This is a genomic window from Streptomyces hilarionis, from assembly GCF_024539675.1.
Classification (GTDB): domain Bacteria; phylum Actinomycetota; class Actinomycetes; order Streptomycetales; family Streptomycetaceae; genus Streptomyces; species Streptomyces hilarionis.
Map to the genome: position 1 here is coordinate 1 of NZ_JAHHIT010000073.1, position 17,412 is coordinate 17,412.

At 68.0% G+C, this 17,412-nt stretch carries 18 protein-coding genes and 1 pseudogene; 4 read left to right on the plus strand and 15 right to left on the minus strand.

Annotated features, from left to right (window positions below):
• Positions 1 to 578 (minus strand): annotated as a pseudogene (locus tag KMS84_RS18955) (hypothetical protein); the annotation flags it as partial.
• A 12-nt stretch (positions 579 to 590) separates the two neighbouring features.
• On the opposite strand from KMS84_RS18955, the gene KMS84_RS18960 reads away from it, so the two are divergent.
• Positions 591 to 1,019, plus strand: a complete 429-nt coding sequence (locus KMS84_RS18960) for a DUF6233 domain-containing protein (protein WP_256917439.1) — start codon at positions 591 to 593, stop codon at positions 1,017 to 1,019.
• 198 nt (positions 1,020 to 1,217) lie between these two features.
• Here KMS84_RS18960 and KMS84_RS18965 read toward each other — a convergent pair whose 3' ends face one another.
• Entirely contained in the window at positions 1,218 to 1,424 is a 207-nt protein-coding gene (locus KMS84_RS18965) for a DUF6417 family protein (protein WP_256917440.1), read from the minus strand.
• A gap of 351 nt (positions 1,425 to 1,775) precedes the next feature.
• Positions 1,776 to 2,696, minus strand: coding sequence for a non-homologous end joining protein Ku (ku, locus tag KMS84_RS18970; RefSeq protein WP_438818959.1), 921 nt, complete (start codon positions 2,694 to 2,696; stop codon positions 1,776 to 1,778).
• A 91-nt stretch (positions 2,697 to 2,787) separates the two neighbouring features.
• Here ku and KMS84_RS18975 point away from each other — a divergent pair, with 91 nt between their 5' ends.
• Positions 2,788 to 4,038 carry a tyrosine-type recombinase/integrase gene (locus KMS84_RS18975; protein ID WP_256917441.1) on the plus strand — a complete coding sequence of 417 codons (1,251 nt, stop codon included), beginning with the start codon at positions 2,788 to 2,790 and terminating at the stop codon, positions 4,036 to 4,038.
• 101 nt (positions 4,039 to 4,139) lie between these two features.
• Positions 4,140 to 6,473 carry a tyrosine-type recombinase/integrase gene (locus KMS84_RS18980; protein ID WP_256917442.1) on the plus strand — a complete coding sequence of 778 codons (2,334 nt, stop codon included), beginning with the start codon at positions 4,140 to 4,142 and terminating at the stop codon, positions 6,471 to 6,473.
• Between the two features lie 722 nt (positions 6,474 to 7,195).
• Here KMS84_RS18980 and KMS84_RS18985 read toward each other — a convergent pair.
• The 8 genes from KMS84_RS18985 to KMS84_RS19020 all read right to left on the minus strand — a co-directional run bounded on the left by KMS84_RS18985 (position 7,196) and on the right by KMS84_RS19020 (position 14,044).
• Positions 7,196 to 7,672 carry a lamin tail domain-containing protein gene (locus tag KMS84_RS18985; RefSeq protein WP_256917443.1) on the minus strand — a complete coding sequence of 159 codons (477 nt, stop codon included), beginning with the start codon at positions 7,670 to 7,672 and terminating at the stop codon, positions 7,196 to 7,198.
• Between the two features lie 390 nt (positions 7,673 to 8,062).
• Entirely contained in the window at positions 8,063 to 8,659 is a 597-nt protein-coding gene (locus KMS84_RS18990; RefSeq protein ID WP_256917444.1) for a DUF6417 family protein, read from the minus strand.
• A gap of 509 nt (positions 8,660 to 9,168) precedes the next feature.
• The gene (locus tag KMS84_RS18995; protein WP_256917445.1) at positions 9,169 to 10,074 is read right to left on the minus strand and encodes a hypothetical protein; all 906 of its coding nucleotides are present in this window, start codon (positions 10,072 to 10,074) and stop codon (positions 9,169 to 9,171) included.
• Entirely contained in the window at positions 10,071 to 10,325 is a 255-nt protein-coding gene (locus KMS84_RS19000) for a hypothetical protein (protein ID WP_256917446.1), read from the minus strand. The genes KMS84_RS18995 and KMS84_RS19000 overlap by 4 nt, the downstream gene beginning before the upstream one ends.
• A gap of 1,067 nt (positions 10,326 to 11,392) precedes the next feature.
• Complete coding sequence (locus KMS84_RS19005; RefSeq protein WP_256917447.1) at positions 11,393 to 11,704, minus strand: replication initiation protein, RepL2; 312 nt, start codon at positions 11,702 to 11,704, stop codon at positions 11,393 to 11,395.
• Positions 11,701 to 12,153, minus strand: a complete 453-nt coding sequence (locus KMS84_RS19010) for a MarR family transcriptional regulator (RefSeq protein WP_256917448.1) — start codon at positions 12,151 to 12,153, stop codon at positions 11,701 to 11,703. The genes KMS84_RS19005 and KMS84_RS19010 overlap by 4 nt, the downstream gene beginning before the upstream one ends.
• A 1,042-nt stretch (positions 12,154 to 13,195) precedes the next feature.
• Entirely contained in the window at positions 13,196 to 13,645 is a 450-nt protein-coding gene (locus tag KMS84_RS19015; protein ID WP_256917449.1) for a hypothetical protein, read from the minus strand.
• 72 nt (positions 13,646 to 13,717) lie between these two features.
• Positions 13,718 to 14,044, minus strand: coding sequence for a hypothetical protein (locus KMS84_RS19020; protein ID WP_256917450.1), 327 nt, complete (start codon positions 14,042 to 14,044; stop codon positions 13,718 to 13,720).
• Between the two features lie 391 nt (positions 14,045 to 14,435).
• On the opposite strand from KMS84_RS19020, the gene KMS84_RS19025 reads away from it, so the two are divergent.
• Complete coding sequence (locus KMS84_RS19025; protein WP_256917451.1) at positions 14,436 to 14,720, plus strand: hypothetical protein; 285 nt, start codon at positions 14,436 to 14,438, stop codon at positions 14,718 to 14,720.
• Positions 14,721 to 14,789: 69 nt separating this feature from the next.
• Here the strand turns inward: KMS84_RS19025 and KMS84_RS19030 are convergent, their stop codons facing one another.
• From KMS84_RS19030 to KMS84_RS19045, 4 genes are all read right to left on the minus strand, one after another.
• On the minus strand, positions 14,790 to 15,701 hold the full coding sequence (locus tag KMS84_RS19030; protein ID WP_306425469.1) for an endonuclease domain-containing protein: 912 nt from the start codon (positions 15,699 to 15,701) through the stop codon (positions 14,790 to 14,792).
• 571 nt (positions 15,702 to 16,272) lie between these two features.
• On the minus strand, positions 16,273 to 16,530 hold the full coding sequence (locus KMS84_RS19035) for a hypothetical protein (RefSeq protein WP_256917452.1): 258 nt from the start codon (positions 16,528 to 16,530) through the stop codon (positions 16,273 to 16,275).
• Entirely contained in the window at positions 16,520 to 16,750 is a 231-nt protein-coding gene (locus KMS84_RS19040) for a hypothetical protein (protein ID WP_256917453.1), read from the minus strand. Before KMS84_RS19040 ends, KMS84_RS19035 begins: the two co-directional genes overlap by 11 nt.
• Before the next feature lie 92 nt (positions 16,751 to 16,842).
• Positions 16,843 to 17,337 (minus strand): hypothetical protein, encoded by a 495-nt coding sequence (locus KMS84_RS19045; RefSeq protein WP_256917454.1) that lies wholly within the window; start codon positions 17,335 to 17,337, stop codon positions 16,843 to 16,845.
• Positions 17,338 to 17,412 lie beyond the last annotated feature (75 nt).

The window sequence follows — 17,412 nt, forward strand, 5'->3', positions numbered from 1 at the left end:
GTGCGGGGGGGGGTGACGGGGCGGGGGTCGAGGCCGCGGGTCAGCGGCGGTGCGCCCGGCGCGCCCGCCCAACAGGCGCTGGGTCGTCTCGGCGGGGATGCGGCAAGCAGGCCGACGGTGTGGACGCCGTAGTCGTGCAGCGCTGCGGCGTGGCGGGGGCCGATGCCGTGCAGGGCGTCGACCGGCAGCGGTCCCAGCCAGTCGGTGAGGTGATCGGAGGTGACGGCGAGCACGCCGCCCGGTGCGCTGATCTGGCTGGAGGCGGTGGCGGCGACGGTGATGGAGGGTCCGATGCCGATGTACAGGTCGACGCCGAGGCGGGACAGGGTGCGCACTCGCAGCACGTCTCCCAGCTGACGGGCGTCGGCGCCGTGATAGCGCAGGGCGCCTTTGAGCTCCATCAGGACGGCGGTGGGCGACAGGGCCTGCACGATCGGGGACAGTTCCGCCATCTCCTCCAGGACCTGGCGGTAGGTCTCCTCCGGGATCCGGTCGGGGCAGCGCACATGCATCACCGTGCTCTGACCTGCAAGCCTTCGTGTCGTCACGACGGTCACCTCGGCATCGATCTTGGGCATAGAATCGGAAATGTGTTCGATGACCTGCCGCCGGATCTGGAGCGCCTGCACACGCTGCGGGTGTGGCACGTCATGTGGCTGGCCCGCATCGACGCGAAGATTGAAGCCGTGCAGCAGCGCCAAACGGAGATCGAGCAGGGCAGGGCGCGCCGGCCCCCGCGGCCGGAGTGGACTGTCGAGCTCGGCATCGGCGCCGGCCGCCCGCCCGTTCAGGTCCACGCCGGCGACTGCCACGCGGCGGGCAAACGCCGTCGGCCCATCGACCGTGACGAGGCCCGCCGCCTCCTGGCCGACGGCTTGCGCGCCTGCACCCACTGCCGGCCCGACACCCTCCTGAACGTCATCGACTTATGGCGCGGCGTACCCCGGTCCCGTCTCCGTCCCTCGCCGCAAGGACATCCGCACGATGAGCACTCCCCCGCCTCCGGTCACCGACCCTGATCCGTCGACGTTCGTCTGCCTGGGAAGCCAGGTCGGCCCCTGCTCCGGATGCCAGCGCAAAACCTGGAAGTACGGCCACGGCGGCAGCCCCCTGTGCCAATGGTGCGCCGCGCCGGTCCTGAAGCAGTGGGGACCGCAGGTGCGCTACCTCAGCACCCGCCCCTGACCCCGTCCCGCTGCCCGGCCGGGAAGGCGTGATCAGCCCACGGAAGGAACGCGGGCGCCGATCTCGCGCGCCAGACGGTCCGCCTCCAGCGCGGCCGCCCCGCCCTCCAGGGCCACCGTGCGCAACACGCGCAGCAGGTCATGCGCCTCGTCCATCGTCAGCAGAGGCAGCCGCTGCGTGCCGTGCTCCACGGGGGCGAAGTCGATCTCGTCGAGATCAAGGTGGTCGTAGTCGTCCATGCGCTGGGCAACGCGGCCGGCGGCCGACAGGTCACGGCGTTGAACACCTGCGGCCCCGGGCCGGCGTTGTCGCCGGCCCGGGGCCGCAGGTGAAGCGGTGTGGTGGTGGAGGGCGGTCGCCTACGCGGCGAAAGGCTCTGCGGGGCTTCAGCCGAACGATCTTCCCCGCAGGCAATAGGTGAGGCCCGGGGACACTGTCCCCTCCACAACCACACCCCGCACAACACGCCCAGACAGACCGGCATTCCCGGGCCGGGCCGGCGGCCGGGGGCGGGCTCCCGTCCCGGCTCGGGGGAAACACGGAACGGGAGCCCTGCCCCATCTTCCACGCCGTGGGGCGCTGCGGATGCGTCAGGCGCTGCGCGGCCTGCGCGCCGCCACCTTCTTCGCCGTCTTCTTCGCGGCGCTCGTCTTCTTCGCCTGGCCCGTGGCCGTGGTCTTCTTGGCCGGCGCCTTCTTCACGCTCTTCTTGGCGGCCGTCTTCTTCTTCGGCTCCATCTCGTGCACGTCGGCGTCCGTGTCGGCGGTTTCGCCGCGGGATGCCTGGGCCTTGCGTACCGATTCCTGCAGTGCGGCCATCAGGTCCAGAACCTGGCCCTGTTCCTTGGGCTCGGGTGCCTCGGGCAGCGGCCTGTCCTCCCGTTTGGACTCGATGATCTTCGCGATGGCTTCGGTGTAGGCGTCGCGGAACTCCTCGCCCTCCAGGTCCTCGCGCGTCATGGACTCCATCAGCGCCAGCGCGCCCTCGATCTCCCCCTCCGACACCTCCACCGGCGCCGGCAACAGCTCGACGGGGTCGCGGATCTCGTCCGGCCAGCGCATCGCGTGCAGCACGATCGCGTCCCCGCGCACCCGCAGCAGGCCCAGGCGTTCACGGCCCGACCAGGCGTATTTGGCGACCGCTACCTTCGAGGAGCGCTCCAGGGCCTGGCGCAGGAGTTTGTAGGGCTTGGCCGCGACCTGGCCGGCGGGCTGGAGGTAGTAGCCCTCGGCGATACGGATCGGGTCCACCGACTCCAACGGCACGAACGCCTCGATCTCGATCGCCTTGGCCGTCGGCAGCGGCAGGTCGCGCAGTTCCTCATCGCTGATGGGGATGACCTGGGTTTTCGTGAGCTCGTAGCCCTTGCCGATCTCCGCCTGGGCGACCTCGCGGTCCTCGATCTCACACACCTTGCGGGTGCGGATGCGGCCCATGTCTTCGAGGTGGTACTGGTGGAAGTGGATGCTGTGGTCCTCGGTCGCGCTGACCACGTTGATCGGCACTGGCACGTTGACCGAACTAGCGCTTGAGTATTCGCAGGTCAGCGCCCTCTTCTGCTAGCTTCCCGGAATGCTTCAAGGCGACCTCCCTGAGAGGGACTTGACCGCGTTCGTCCTGCCCGAGATCGGCAGACTGCACGAGACCGGAGAGCGATGGACGCCGTACCAGTTACTGGGCTCCTCCGGTGTCGTCGTCGAGCCCGTCCAGGTCTTCTTCACCGAGCTCCAGGCTGAAGACAAACCTGCCTCCACGATCCGCTCCTACGGCATGGACCTGCTGCGCTGGTGGCGGTTTCTGTCGGCGTTCGACCTCGAGTGGAATCGGGCAACGCGCGCGGATGCGCGGGACTTCACCCGCTGGATGCAGATCGCGAACAAGCCGCAGCGCCTGCACTGGCGGCATCGCAAGGCCGGCTACACCGCCGAGACGGCCCCGAAGACCATGCGGAAGAAGGTCCCGGGGACGCCGAACGCGATCACTGGCAAAACGTCACCAGGTCCGCAGTACGCGGCGCGGACACGTGCCCACTGCGAAACGGTGCTCCGCACCTTCTACGACTTCCACCTGGCTGAGGGCACGGGACCGATCATCAACCCGTTCCCGCTGGACCGCTCCCGCGGTAGCGGTCGAGCGAACGCCCACCACCAGCCGGGACGGCCCTTCCAACGGGAACGATCTGGCCGCTACCGGCCGACCATCCCGAGACGGGCTCCCCGGCGCATCCCCGACGAGATGTTCAACGCGCTGTTCGCCGCCCTGCGGCACCACCGGGACAGGGCTCTGCTGGCCTTTTGGGTCTCCAACGCGGCCCGGGCCGAGGAACTCCTCACCAGCCAGCAGCGCGATGCCCTGCCCGGCCAGCAGCTCCTTGGCGTGGTCCGCAAGGGAACCCGCGCCTACCAGCAACTTCCTTGTTCCACCGATGCGTTCGTCTGGCTGCGCCTCTACCAGGAGGAGAACCGGCGAGACGGGGTCCCGCAGGGCAGGAGCCTGCCGTTGTGGTGGACACTGCGACGGCCCTGGCGGCCGTTGAAGTACGACGCGGCCCGGGCGATGTTCAGCCGGGCCAACGAGCTGCTCGGGTCGAACTGGACGCTGCACGATCTGCGCCACACCGCGGCCTACCGGATGGCCCGGGACCCGAAGGTGTCGCTGACGGACGTGCAGTGGGTGCTCGCGCACGCGCACCTGTCCACCACGCAGATCTACCTGCAGGCGGGAGACGACGAGGTGATCGAGACCATCCGCGCTCATCACGCCCGGCGGAACGCCGCGGTTCAGCGCCCCACCGTGCCGGCACCCGGCTACAGCCCGGAGAGCCTGCGCACCCTGTTCGGACCGTCCCGGTGACGGCCCAAACGGGGTCGGCCGTCACCGGGCCCGCAACGAGGAATGCACGGCTGTTGGGCGAGGCCCTCAAATCGGTCACGGAGCGGTTCCCGCCGCGGCCAGTGGCAGAGGTCTGGCCGGCCACGCAGGGCAGCATCGAAGACGTCGTGGGCCGCATGGAGTCCCCGCCGCTGCGGGAGGCGGTGCGGCATACCCAGTGGTGCCGGGTCACCGGCGTTCGGCAGATCCTCGGCTGGCTCCAGCAGTTCCCCGGCGACTCCTGGCAGCAGCGGTGGAACGCGAGTCCCGCGGCGGCATCGGGAGTGGAGTGGGGCCGGATGGCGGCGGAGTGGATCGCCGCCACGAGCTCGGGAGTGACTGCGACGATCGTGGGCTCCGGGCTGGTGGGCCTCGTCCTCGCCGACGTGCTTCGACCGTCCCTGTCCTGGCAGATGGCCCGGCGGGCGCGGCACATGCAGGACCGCTTCGCGCTCGTGCGTGACCCCGAAGGATTCGCCAGACTGCAGACGCTGGCCGGCCCCGGCCGGTGGGCTTCTCTGACTGGACGCCGGGCCGTGAACGACCTGACCAAGATCATGGTGGCGAAGGGCGGGACGCTGGCCGACATCACGGTCGGTGACGCGCTGGAGTACCGGGCGGCCCTGCAGGAGCATCACACACAGTCGGCAGGACACACCCTCTTCTACGCCTGGCTGCGCCGCCTCGGCAGTCTTCCAGATGATGCTCCGGCCACGCTCAGGAACCTGAGCCGTGCCACCGGCCAGGTCGGAATCGAGCAGCTCGTCGACCGCTACGACCTCACCTGCCGGCCGGTGCGCGACCTGCTGGTGGACTACCTCACGGAGCGTCGGCCCGGACTCGACTACGCGACGCTGGACAACCTCTCCCGGTTCCTGGCCCTGCACTTCTGGGCCGACCTGGAAGCGCATCATCCCGGGATCGACTCGCTGCACCTGCCGCCGCAGGTGGCGGCGCAGTGGAAGCAGCGGGCGCAGACGAAGACCGTGCGGCGGCGCCGCAGCGACGGCACCTACGACGAGGTCACGTCCCCCCGTCTGGACGGTTCCACCCTGCTGATCGCGGTCCGAGCCCTCTACCTGGATCTCGCCCAGTGGGCCGGGGAGGAGCCGACGCGCTGGGGTCCCTGGGTCGCGCCCTGCCCGATCAGGGAGGCCGACCTCAACGTCAAGAAGCAAGGCCAGCGAGTCAAAGCCCGCATGGACCAGCGCACCCGGCAACGCCTGCCGGCCCTGCCAACGGTCGTCCGCGCCGCGAAAGAACTGCTGGACAACGCCCAGGCTCGACTGCAGGCCGTCCAGACAGCTCCGGCCGGCGGGCGGTTCGAGGTCCTCGGTGAGACCTTCACCCGCGCCAGAAAGCCAGGCTCCACCTGGGTCTACGACGCCGGCGGACGACGCCGGGATCTGGTTCAGCGGGAGCGCCGGGCCTTCTGGGGATGGGCGACGGTCGAGTTCCTGCAGCACACCGGAGCCCGGATCGAGGAGATGCTGGAGGCCAGCCATCACAGCCTGATCCAGTACCGGCTGCCCACGACGGGCGAAGTCGTGCCCCTGCTGCAGATCGCTCCCTCGAAGACGGACCAGGAGCGCGTCCTGCTGGTCAGCCCCGAACTCGCCGACGTCCTGAGCACCATCATCACCCGGATCCGCGACCTGCGGACCGGCGCCGTCCCGCAGGTCGCCGCCTACGACTACAACGAACGCGTGTGGAATCCCCCCATGCCGCTGCTGTTCCAGTACGACCGCAGTGGCGAGATCTCCGCCATCAACGGCGAGTTCCTCCGCAAATGCCTCAACGACGTCCTCGACGCCACCGGCCTGACCGACGCCGACGGCTGCCCCCTGGACTTTGACCCGCACGACTTCCGGCGGATCTTCATCACCGACGCCATCCGCAGCGGACTCCCCCCGCACATCGCCCAGGTCATCGCCGGACACTCCGACATCAACACCACGATGGGCTACAACGCCATTTACCCGGCAGACGCCATCGAAGCCCACCGCGCGTTCATCGCCCGTCGTCGATCACTCCGTCCCAGCGAGGAATATCGAACCCCGACGAACGAGGAGTGGGACGCCTTCCTCTCCCACTTCGAGAAGCGCAAACTTTCCTTAGGAACCTGCGCTCGGGCCTTCGGAACTGCGTGCATCCACGAGCACGCGTGCGTCCGATGTTCACTCCTCCGCGCCGAGCCGTCCCAGCGAGGTCGCCTGCTCGAGATCCGCGACAACCTGCTCGATCGGATCGCCGAAGCCCAGCGCGAAGGCTGGCATGGAGAGGTCGACGGCTTGGAGATCAGCCTGGCCGGCGCCGAGCAAAAGCTGACCCAGCTCGATGCCGCACTCAAACCCTCGGTGGTCCACCTGGGCCTGCCCGCCTTCGGTCAGATCGCCGGGCAGTCCAACACCCTCTGATCGTCCGTCTCGGTGGCGGGGAATCCTGGCCAAGACCCGAGCAAGGGCTGTTGGTCCTCGTCGCGCGCACGGCGCGCCGCCAGCAGTCCTGGCTGCTCGACCTACCCAGTGACAGCACTGGAGTCCGGCGGAGGCTCGCGATCCGTCGGCTCGTGCGCAGTGCTCGGGATGCTGCCCGGTGCCCAGCCGAGAACCTCCTCGAAACGGCGGGCCGCGAAGGGAACGGGCGGGCGTCCGCGATCACTCTCGTGAAGCCTGATGGTCGCCTGGCTCAACTGTGTGCGACGTGCAAGCTCCCTCACGGAGATGCCCTCGGCTCCCCGGAACTCGATGAGAGCTTTCGCCAGCCGCTCGGATTCTTCGCTCATGGCCAGAGCATTCCGCATCACGCACGCTCGTTCAGCATCCCGGCCTGATCCGCCCGCAACTTGCGCTTCCCGCCGCTCCATCGGGAGTCGAATCCGTTCTCGGCCGAACCGGTAGTTCAGAGAAGTGACCAGGCCGAAACTGATCGCGCCGGACCAAATCGTTCGAGGCACCGCACACCTCCACCACCGCCGGCCCCGAGCACCTCCAGCCTACGAAACCCGCCCCTCCCCCGACATGCGGGAGGCCGCCGAACGTGAAGCGGCGCGCGACCGCACCACCGGGTCGCGCGCCGCCGACATGGTCACGCCACGGGGTGCGTGGCCCCGTGGCTGTGACCTGCTGGAGGGGTGGGGTCAGTGGCGGCCGCCGCGGCGGTGGCCCCAGGACTGGTCGTCGATGAAGCGGCCGTGGTCGTTGCGCAGGGTGGCGGTGTCGCGGTCGTTGTTCCACACGTAGGCGCGGCGGTCCTGGTAGAGGTCGGTGCGGGTGTCACGGCCCACGCCGGTGTGGATGCGGACCGTGGCGCGGCCGGCCAGGCGGTAGTGGTTGAAGGTGTAGCGGTGGCCGGAGTCGTCGCTCAGGGTCCAGCCGTCGAGGTTGACGCTCTGGCGGGTGGTGTTGGTCAGCTCCACCCACTCCTTGTTCAGCGAGCGGTTGGAGCGGTCGTCGCGTCCCGGGGAGTCGGCCTGGACGGCCGAGATCTCCACCACCGGCCGGGCCGGGCGGTGGTCGGCGGCGCTGGCCGGCAGCGCGGCCACCGAGACGAGGGCGCCGGCGGCGAGGGCGGCGGCGGCCAGACGGCGGGCGGTGACGGAAGCAGAAGCGGACAAGAAGTCCCCCAGATGGTGCGGGCACCCTCCCCCTGCCGGCGTTCAGGGCCGTCGGGGAGTTCGGTGCGGTGTGCGGGCGGCGGCCGGACTGGCCGCGCACCGCAGACTCTGTCCGCTCCGGCAGGGAGCTGGGAGGGAAACAGGCACTGTGTTACTTCTTGCCCGTATTGCTGTGACTCTCGCTTGTATCGTCCATTTATGTTGGCGGTGCACGAGGTTGACGGCACGCAGCCCGTGGCCCCTTGCAGGAGTTGGCCCACGCGACGGTCACTCCCCACCCGGAGCCGCGGAGGCGTCGCGGCCGTCACCCGAAAGTGAGTAACAGCCTCACGCCCACGATGCGTGCTGATCTTCGGATGCCGTATGGCTGTGCTGTGCTCTGGGCAGGGGTTACTCAGAGCCTGTCAGGTCGGCGCTGGCGCGCGTCGAAGCCGCGGGCCCCGTGGTGGGGGCCGGGTGGTGGTCGAGGTTGTAGTCGCGGGCGAAGCGGTTGGCCTCGAGCGCGGAGCCGGTCATCTTGTGCAACCAGAACCCGTAGGCCACCGACTCCATCTGTTCCCGCGACAGGTACAGCACGTACCGGTTCGTGCCCGGCTCACGCCGGGCTCCCCGCACCCGCTCCGCGAGCCCGTCGACGGGCGGCACCCGCAACTGGTCGGCCAGGGCGACGAACAGACGCAACGCGGTCATCTGGGCCGGGATCAGCTCCACCCGCCGCAGCCCCGGTCCGGGCCCATCCGGCGCCGGCTGAGGGCGCAAGCGGCTGTACAGGAGAAGGTCATGGCCGCATGGGCTCGGGCGGGCCGCCCACCGAACAGCCCGGCCCTCCCACGCCGACAACTCCGCGCGATCCTCCCGGCCAGCCAGCTCTACCAAGCCCCGGGCGGCGAGGTTCAACACCCGCTGCTTGACCGGTCGCAGGTCCTGGTCCAAAGCCCAGCCGTGGCCGCCAGCCTCCTGCCACTCGGCCACAACCTGCAGCACCATGACAGTCCTGTCCTCGTGCAACGTCCCCGTCCTCCAGGTCGCGGGATCACTCATCCGCATGAGCAGTCCCGGCCGTGCAACGGGCGCCGAAGCGCCTGGGTCACTGCCATCTCTGCGCATGAGCACCAGGGATCGGCTGGAGGCAGCCCCGTTCGACGGCCTCGGCGTCCATGGAGCCACGGGGTCGGGGCGGGCTTGGGATTCCGGTCCGACGTGTACGGGTGGCTGTGGCCGCCGGCCGAGACGGATTCACCCGCCGAATCGCGGGCCTGCTCGCCGGTTCGGCGTAGCCCGTCCTGGCCTCGGGCCGAGGTAGTGGTGGCTGGCTCCATAGATCCGGCCGCGCAGCAATGGCTCATTGTCGCGGTCCACGCTCTCCAGCCTCGCAGGCCTCACCGACGACGTCGGCTTACCTTGGCTGCTCTGGGCGAGCCCGCGCGTTGCCGGAGGCTGGCCCAGGTCAGGGTGCCATCGTCCGAGCCAGCTGCCGGGCTCGCTTGTGTTCTGTTTCAGCGGCGGCTTTTTACTGCCTGCTGAGCGTCGTTGTGGAGGTCCAAAATCGCATCGGCAAGCTCCGGCAGATCGGCCAGTTCTATGTTTCTGGGATTGGCGGCGTAGCCCATCAGGCCCAAGAGGCGGTGCACGATGTCGGCCTCCTGCTGCTGGCGCTGCCACTGGTGGTCGTTCAGGCCATCATCGGCTGGCGGCGGCGGTGACCTGCGGAAGTGCTCGTCCTCGGCGACACACTCCCGCAGGGCCTCAGGCCACACGAGCGGTTCCCGAGACGGATTCTGCGGTGGCGGCTCCTCGCCATGGCGGATGGCATGCATGATCCGGGCCTCGTGAGAGCCGTCCACGCGCTGTTGCAAGTCTTCGACGGCGGCCAGCTGCCCAGCGACGCGCCGGATCCGCGCTGCGTTGTTCAGGGCCCACTGGCGTTCGGCGCGGCGGCTGCGGAGGGCTCGGGCGTACTCCACTCGCTCGCTCTGTGTGGCGGGCACGGTGCCATCAGGACGTGTGTAGGCGCGTCCGAGTTGGAGGTGTCTGCGTTCTGCTGCTTGGCGGCCGCTCAGCTCCTGCCACTCGGCGATGCGTGCCCAGGTGATCCGCTTCGTGCGCGCCAAGGTGGTGAGCTTCAGTTCGTCGTGGTCGAGTTTGTCTCGGAGCATGCGGATGGCGAGGAGGGCGGCCAAGATCTCGGATTCTGTGGCGTCAGGCTGCAGGAGGCCTTCGGCTCGCTGGCAGATGCGGTCGTAGTTTCGGGCAACGTCCATCAAGCGGCCCGGGGAGTCGCCGTCGTAGCTTGGCAGTCGGCGAACGCCTGGGGTCTTCTCCGTCAGCAAGGCCCAAGCTTGTGCTCGGTTGTGGGACCTCTTGGAGCCGTTGGCGTTGCCTGGGTTCTCTGTCGTCTTCATGACGACACCTGGCGTCGTCCTTCGGACGACGTTTTCGGCTCGTGCGTCGGCTCCGTCTCGCAGAGATCATGTTCGGGCGCGGCCGGCTCCGAGGGGTCGCGCCTCAGGGCGGCAGAGGGCATTTCCTGGTCCTGACGGCGACTGCGGCGCCGGCAAGCCGCCTGCAGCGTGCCGGCGGCGAGCACCGTGAGTGCGAACATCACTGAGGCCACGTACTGGGCACTGATGTCGTGGATGAAGGATGCAGACATCGTCGTATCGGCACGCGTCAATGCGTGCGCGATGCCTCCTTACGAGGGTCGCTGGTGCACAGAAGCGTCCCGCCCGGACAGTTCCCTGAGGCGATCGAGCAGAACAGCTTGCGACGGGTCCACTACGGTCCGTCCGCTACGGAAGTGTGCCGGGCGTACGCCATGCGCATATGTGCTCTCGCTGGACCCGCCAGAAACGCCACCCTGCGCCACCTCTCGTTAAGGGGGCATACGGTGCATATAGGCGCGACGAACTGCAGAACAAGTGTCGTCGTCCGGATGCTCGGAGCTGTGGTCGGTCTCTCAACTTCCTTACAGCAGAGGGGTTGAGGTGCCATGCCGGCGTGCCTGGCAGTCGCCTCTGACAGCGAGGTATGCCCGGCTCAGCGGCACCAGCGTCCGAGCCAGCCGCCAATCTTCCGGGCCTGCTCCTCCTGGTGCTCCTGGTGCTTGCGTTCGGCCTGTTCCGCCTGCCGCTCCGCCTTGCGCACGGGTCTCGCAGCGTCGCACAGGTGAGGTGGCTGCCCCCGCGGCTCCAGTCGACCGCGATGCTGGCCTTCCACCGGTCGCCAGTGAGCTTCTGCGCGTAAGTCGGTGCACACGGGACGCTGCGCCCCCCTCTAGGCCGCGATAGGCAACGTTCGCCGGGGCGCCGCCCTTGCCCTGCATGCCAAAGACACGCGGTGCCCTCTCACGCCGGAAGCAGACCGACGCTCTGGCGCCCGCGGCATCTCGCCGCCGCGCCTCCTCATGACATACAGAACGTCGATTGTCATCAGCCCCCGATCGAGGGTCCGCCTTACACAGCAACGTGCCCAGCGGCGTGGGCCGCCTTCACGGTTGGCCGGTTCGAGGGTGAGAGCGCGCGGAGTGAACTCAGGGTCATTGCGCGCAGTCCTGTGGGCGGGGTAGATGAACGTGAGGTTCATCTACCCCGCCCACAGGACCGACCAGGGATCTTGATCGGAGGCCTCGCGGCCGGCATCGATCTCATCCACTAGTTGCAGATCGGCAGCGTCTGATCGGTAGATGGACGTCAGGTCCATCTACCCCGCTTACAGGACCGGTCAGGTTGCGCGGCGGAACTCCACGACGACGTTTTCCCCCGTGGCCTTCGGGCTGAGGCGGTAGTAACGGATGTGAGCCAGCCGTTCCGACTCCTCGAGCCAGCCAGCTTCGATCACCTGACGGCGAGTACGGGAGAAGACCGTCGGGGAGAGCCCCACCAGCTTGGCGAGCTCCACGGCCGTTTCGAGGACGGCACCGGACCGGTCGGTGGGGTGGCAGGCATAGAGCATGACGACCAGGCGCTGGTTGGCGGTCAGGCCAGCGGTGCGCTGGAGCAGACGAAGGGTCTTGAGCTTGTCGTCGTCGTTCACTTTGCCTCCCAGCGGGCAGGGGTCTGACCGTCGAAGCCGGGGATGTCTGGCGGGTTGCAGCTCTTCACCGCTTCGCGCTGCTCGACCCCGGTTCCATGGAAGGAGATGTAGGGGCTGATGCGGTAGAAGTTGTAGTTGCCGATGCGGCCGCGGACGATCAGGATGCGGTGCTTGGCCAGCTTCCGGTTGATCTTTCCGACCGCGTCCGTCGACATGCCCACCCGGCGTCCGATATCGGCTCCCGTGGCACGCAGCGGTTCCATGCCCTCTGGGGATACGCCGATCCACCACAGGACGAGGAATTTTTGACTGGGCGTGAAGGCCTTGCTCTCGGTGATCGCTTCGACTCGCGCCTTGTCCACCTGGGTGTGCTTCCCAGAAAACGCATATGGCGCGTAGGGGATGGCCTCGCCGGTATCGGCGTCGACCAGCCTGCGTACAGCTCCCAAGGGTGTCTCCCCGTGTTGTTGCTGCGCCGTTCATGAGGGACGGCCTCCAGGCCGACCAGATGAACTTAACGTACATGAGCGACAGGTTGATCTACCCCGGTCTGCAGGACGTGTCTCTCGTCGATGGATTCAGATGGGTCTGCTGACAACCCAGTCTGAGAGAACTGCCTACATGAACGTGAAGTCCATCTAGGCAGTTCTGAAGGTCTTGGTACCCAGATCCCTCAGTCTGTTCACCACGATCCCATGAACCGTGGCCCAAGATCCCATAGACCGCTTCAACTGCCGAGGGGACTGGGTGCCAGATCTTGGGGACTGCTCGTCCGAAGGCTTACGTGCAGGTCAGAGGGTTTCTCGGTGCGGCTCTCTCTTCCCTTGTCCAAGCCGCTGTAGTTACGGGACGAACCTCCTCGGTCCGCACCCGTCATCGACGCCTGCACGTGCTGGTAGCACTTCTACGGAAACTTCCCCTCGGCTGTAACGCTGACAAGGTCACCCCCTGACTGACAGGCAAGCTGAGGTGGCAGCTACGTGGGCTGCTTAGCAGGACCTCCAACCTGTAACCCGGACTCCACCCCAGCTGACTCGACCTCTACCACCGAAAGCCAGCCCACACGGCGGGTCAGCCGACGAGGCCCGTCAGTGTTTCCAGCAACCACTTCCTGGGATCAACCACGGCTCCCCTTTGAAGTTGGCACCGACCCGCGCTCGTCGACGTTGTCTGGCCACCTCGGCGGGGCACCGCAAGCCCGCCAGGGCTGAGGAGCTACCGACCCGGCACGCCATGCCCTGAGAGCGTCAAAGGCAGGGCGGCTCAAGGCGATGAGTGAGTTGAGGAAGGTGTGGACAGGGTCAAACACGGGCTGGAGTATCGGCGCTGCACCTCCGGATGCAGCGCCGATTGCGTGCTCGGTGCCGATGCCGACACCAGAGATCCCCGCCTGGGTGGACAAAGGTCCACCGGCGCAGGGCCAAACAGTCCGTCACCGACTTCGTTCGGCGTCGCACCCTTTGCGGATGGTGTGTGCCATGGTCGACGCGTTCATTCGCACGGTGCGGTGGGTTGGCTTCCTTCCTCAAGCAGCGCGGCAGGCTCCAGGAACTCGCATGCGGTGTCACTGAGCCTGAGCCATCGGTGTCCCGAGCGCGGCGTCAGGCCAGTGGATAGCAACCGCAGTTGGTCGATTCGCCCCATCACCAAATCAGGCAAAGACGCCGGCAGAGCGGCAAACATCTGCACGTCCTGTTGCCGCCGAAGGACGGCTGCTGCAGCCTGGCACCACGTTTCGGGCGGGGCTGTGGTCGGCTGGCTGGCCGTGGCAAGCAGTGCTGCGAGGACGACCCCCTCGACCTGGGCGAGGAACGGGTCCGGATCGACATCCCAGGTACGCAGGCGCCGGCTGAGCCGACGGGCGAAGACAGGGTCGCCCTGGCGCATGCGCATCACCTCGCCCGTCAGTCGCTCCGCTGCGGTAGTCGAATCAGCCGTCATCGGTAGTCGCCTCCCCGTGGCTGGTGCGGGGCAGAATATTCAGCTTTCTGCCCCGCACCAACGGTGATGCCGTCAGAAGCACCTGACATGGAGTGTCGAGCTGGTTGAGGTGTTGCTGTCGGTGCCTTCGTGCACGATCGTCGCGAGTGTCTTCGCGCGATATATGTACTCGGTTGAAGATGGATCACAGCTCATCGTTGCAGCGGTCGACCGCGCCGGCGGCGGGCAGCTGAGCTGTCGGCGGCTCGACGCCGCAGTCGACCACTGGCCCGCCCCCGGGATGTAGACCTCAAGGTCAACCTCGCTGGCGCAGGCGTCAGGGGCGTTGGGAACACAGCCGCTGATCCCGCCAGTGGCGGTGATCTTGCCGCCGCTGTAGTTGGGCTTGTTCGCGAACAAGGCGCATGTGATGACGTGTGCGGGCGAGCCGACCGTCAGGGTCGCTCTGGGGTTGGCCTTTGTTCCCGGCGGATCCGGCTCCGCCGAGGCGGTCGGCGCCGCGAAAGCGGCGGTGGCGCAGAGCGCGGCAACGAGCAGGTATCGCGTGGCGAGTCTTTGCCCGGACAAGGGTCTCCGGGCGCGGCGTAACGGCACAGTGCCTCCCTTGGCACACCGGTTGACGTCGCCGTCTGGTCAGCGACAACGACAAATCCTGGAGCGTACATGCCACATGGGGCGGAAGGTGTCGTTCACCTCGCTGTGTCCGAAATGATGGGTAAGGGGCTGACGGTCAGCGGCTGGCCGCAGATCTCGAACTCCACGTTGCATCGTCGCGGTCCCGGGCGGCGAGGTGAACGCCTCACAGGCCGAACTGCGGGCGCGCGTGGGGCTCAGCAAGAACCGCACGTCGATCGCGATGAGCCATCTGGTCGAGCGGAACATCGTCCTGCGGCCCGAGGGCCGCTATCGCAGCTACTTCATCCACCCGTACTTCGCCGGGTACGCCTCCCGGGAAGAGATGGAGGAGGCGCTGCGCGAGGCGACCGAGGCCATCAAGGCCGGCGCCCTGGCCGCCCCGGCGCTCCCGGCCCCGCAGCGGCACCTGTCCGCCGTGCCCACACGTCGCAGCGCTTGACCGGCCGCCCGGCCGCCCGGCCGGCCAGGTGACACGCAGCGGCGCCGCACCCCACGGTGTGGCGTCGCTTCACTGTGGTGCGGGTGAAGGCGGAAACTGCTTCAGCCAGCGGACAAGCTCCGCCAGCTCGGTATGGAGGACATCGCGATCGGCGCGCTCCACGGCAGCCAAGAGCACTGGCACCAAGGTCTGGAGTATTCGCCAGATCTCCTCACCCGCGTACTTGCGCCTCTTGGGATCCTCGGCTGCCAAACGCAGCTGCTCCTCCAGCTGAGGCGCCAGCTTGCGGATCTTCCACAGCGCCCGAGGCGAGCCAGGCTCGAAAGCTGGCGTTGATTCATGCCGTGGTGCCGGCACCCGCAGCCGCACCGCTTGGCTGTACGGCGTGGACAACCCGAGCAGGACCGCTGGCGGGCGAGATCGGTAGTTGCCGTAGCGGCCGTCTTCTCCAGGCCGCTGCAGACCTTCCCGCTTGTTGCATTTGTGGCATAAGAAGCCCCGCGCGAGGCCGTTCCTGTGATCGTGGTCCAACACGAGCAGGTCGGAACCGGTCCCCCGCCCCCGCCGTCCTGGGTGGCTGCAGATCGCGCACCGAGCCTGCTGCCATGCGAAGAGCAGATCTTCGGTGTTTCCCGACCGATCAAGGCCTATAGGGAGAGGCCAAAACCAGCATGCGGGCACCAGGTGAGGAAGCCATCGGTTGACCAGACGCCGGGCTTCCTTCAGAAGCTCGTCTACAACCGCCCGTTCCTCTGGCGACAGATGCCGTAGGCAGGCAGGGACCCCATCGAGGGTCCCGTTCCGGCAGGGGTATTTACCGCTTCCCCGGCAGCGGCCCCAGTACTTCCGATCGACGAGCCGTTGGGCTGCAAGAACTCGTTTGACCAGCAGAGGCGTCATGGAGGCAGCCTTTGAGACGCCTGCCGACTCCGAGCCGGTCGATAAATGCTGGCCCGCTGGCCAAGGCGAGGTGAGCGTCATGCCCGCACCGTAGTGCCCTGCCGGGGCGCATCGGTCAGTCCGGGCCACAAGGCCGATGGCCTGGGCGCCGACCTTTGAATGTCATCGCTCTCCGGCATCGGGGCCGCCAGCACCCGACCACCGAGACAGCACCACCAACCGCCCGCACTGCACACAGCAGCGCCCTGGCCCAAGGGGTGCTCCGGGGCGCTGCCGGAACGCCGCACAGGGCGGCTTGTACGGCGCGCTGGCGAGCTCCATGGGCGTCACCCGGGCCACCGCGCAGTACCGCCGCGACGCCCTGGTGAAGAAGGACCCGAGCGCGATGGAGAAGTGGGCCACAGGCAGCAGCAGCTGACCCCTTGCAGCGGCGCCGTGCAGCAGACCGACGACAGGTCGCTGCACGGCGCCGCCGTGTTGCAGCACCGACCTGCTGCACGAGCAGCACCCGTGAGCCGTCTGGGCGCCGGTCTCGCAGTCCACCACCGTGCAGCGCCGCCCACCGCCCTCGCGCTGCACCGTGCAGCGGGATGCAGCGGCGCCCCGGACCACCAGGTGGTCCGGGGCGCCGCTGCGGGGTTCTCGGGAGGCCCTACGCCTCAACGTAGGCGACGATCGTGATCGACCCCAGGGCCGTCACATAGAAGATCACTCGTACGCCGTCGATCTCGTCGACATAGTCGCGCAGCAGGGTGCCGGGCACCTCGGTGCCGAGCTCCGGGTTGACGCTGATCGCCACGATCGCGCGGTCCAGGCGGTGCGTCTCGGACGCGGTGAGCTTTGCCAGCTGGGTGAGCGCGGGCTCCACCAGGATGACCCGGGAGCGCCGCGCGCCGTGCTCAGGCGACACGGGGCTCCCCGTCGGCCAGGCGGGCGAGGTGGGCGTCGCGGGCGACCTCCCACGGCACGCCGGCCTCCGGCGAGGGGTAGCCGTGTTCGGCGATGTCCTCGAGCACGGAGGCGAGGACATCGACCTTGGCGCGCTGGTCGGCCGCGTACTTGCGGACCGATTCGGCGGCGGCTTCGTCGATCGGCTGGCGGTCGGGCACGGCGGCCGGCTCCTGGCTCATCGAGGGCTCCCGGGGCGTCATCTGGCGTGTGTTCTCACGGTATCGCCACCCTGGGGTCTGTGAGCCAGACCGTGGACCAATGAGGCATGCAATCAGCCCGCCAACGAGCGTCTACGCGCCGCCTGAGCCATCTCCAGTGCAGCGTCGAAGTCCACGTCGTAGAAGTACTCGCCGTACCGATCCGCGCCTTCGAGAGCGCCGACAGCGTTGAGAGCGCGCTTCTCCCAGTCGCCCACCCCTGTGCGGAGAGGCCGCGAGATCCAAGCGCGAACCAGAAAGCACCCGTAGGCCAGAGCTCTTCTCTCATGCGTCCGGATGTAGGCCTTCACGTAGCCTTCCCGGCTACTGGGCGTTCGCGTGACCATGCCCAGCTTTAGATCAGGGCCGGGACCCACGAATCCGAGAAGGTAGATCCGCTGTCCCGGTGCGTCTAGTGGTGTGCCCGTTCTCTCCAGATCTGCCCATGCAAGGGCCTTGGCCAGACGTAGATCCTCCGCCTCGGTGTGCGGGTGAGGGGCCCATTCGTGGTCCGCGTATGCATCGGTGACGCGACGCCGAGCTGCCTGCGCATCTAAATCGTTCAACATGGCGAGCGATTATCGCGCCCACCACTGACAACCATCCCGTTCAGCGGTGGCCCCGGATGACACAGCTGAACAGTG

Bases quoted from the DNA above. Each gene is read 5' to 3' on its own strand.
- KMS84_RS18965 (WP_256917440.1), bottom strand. From the start codon at position 1,424: ATGGACGACTACGACCACCTTGATCTCGACGAGATCGACTTCGCCCCC.
- KMS84_RS19015 (WP_256917449.1), bottom strand. From the start codon at position 13,645: ATGACGGCTGATTCGACTACCGCAGCGGAGCGACTGACGGGCGAGGTG.
- KMS84_RS19000 (WP_256917446.1), bottom strand. From the start codon at position 10,325: ATGTCTGCATCCTTCATCCACGACATCAGTGCCCAGTACGTGGCCTCA.
- KMS84_RS19030 (WP_306425469.1), bottom strand. From the start codon at position 15,701: ATGACGCTCACCTCGCCTTGGCCAGCGGGCCAGCATTTATCGACCGGC.
- KMS84_RS18995 (WP_256917445.1), bottom strand. From the start codon at position 10,074: ATGAAGACGACAGAGAACCCAGGCAACGCCAACGGCTCCAAGAGGTCC.
- KMS84_RS18990 (WP_256917444.1), bottom strand. From the start codon at position 8,659: ATGGTGCTGCAGGTTGTGGCCGAGTGGCAGGAGGCTGGCGGCCACGGC.
- KMS84_RS19040 (WP_256917453.1), bottom strand. From the start codon at position 16,750: ATGAGCCAGGAGCCGGCCGCCGTGCCCGACCGCCAGCCGATCGACGAA.
- KMS84_RS19045 (WP_256917454.1), bottom strand. From the start codon at position 17,337: ATGTTGAACGATTTAGATGCGCAGGCAGCTCGGCGTCGCGTCACCGAT.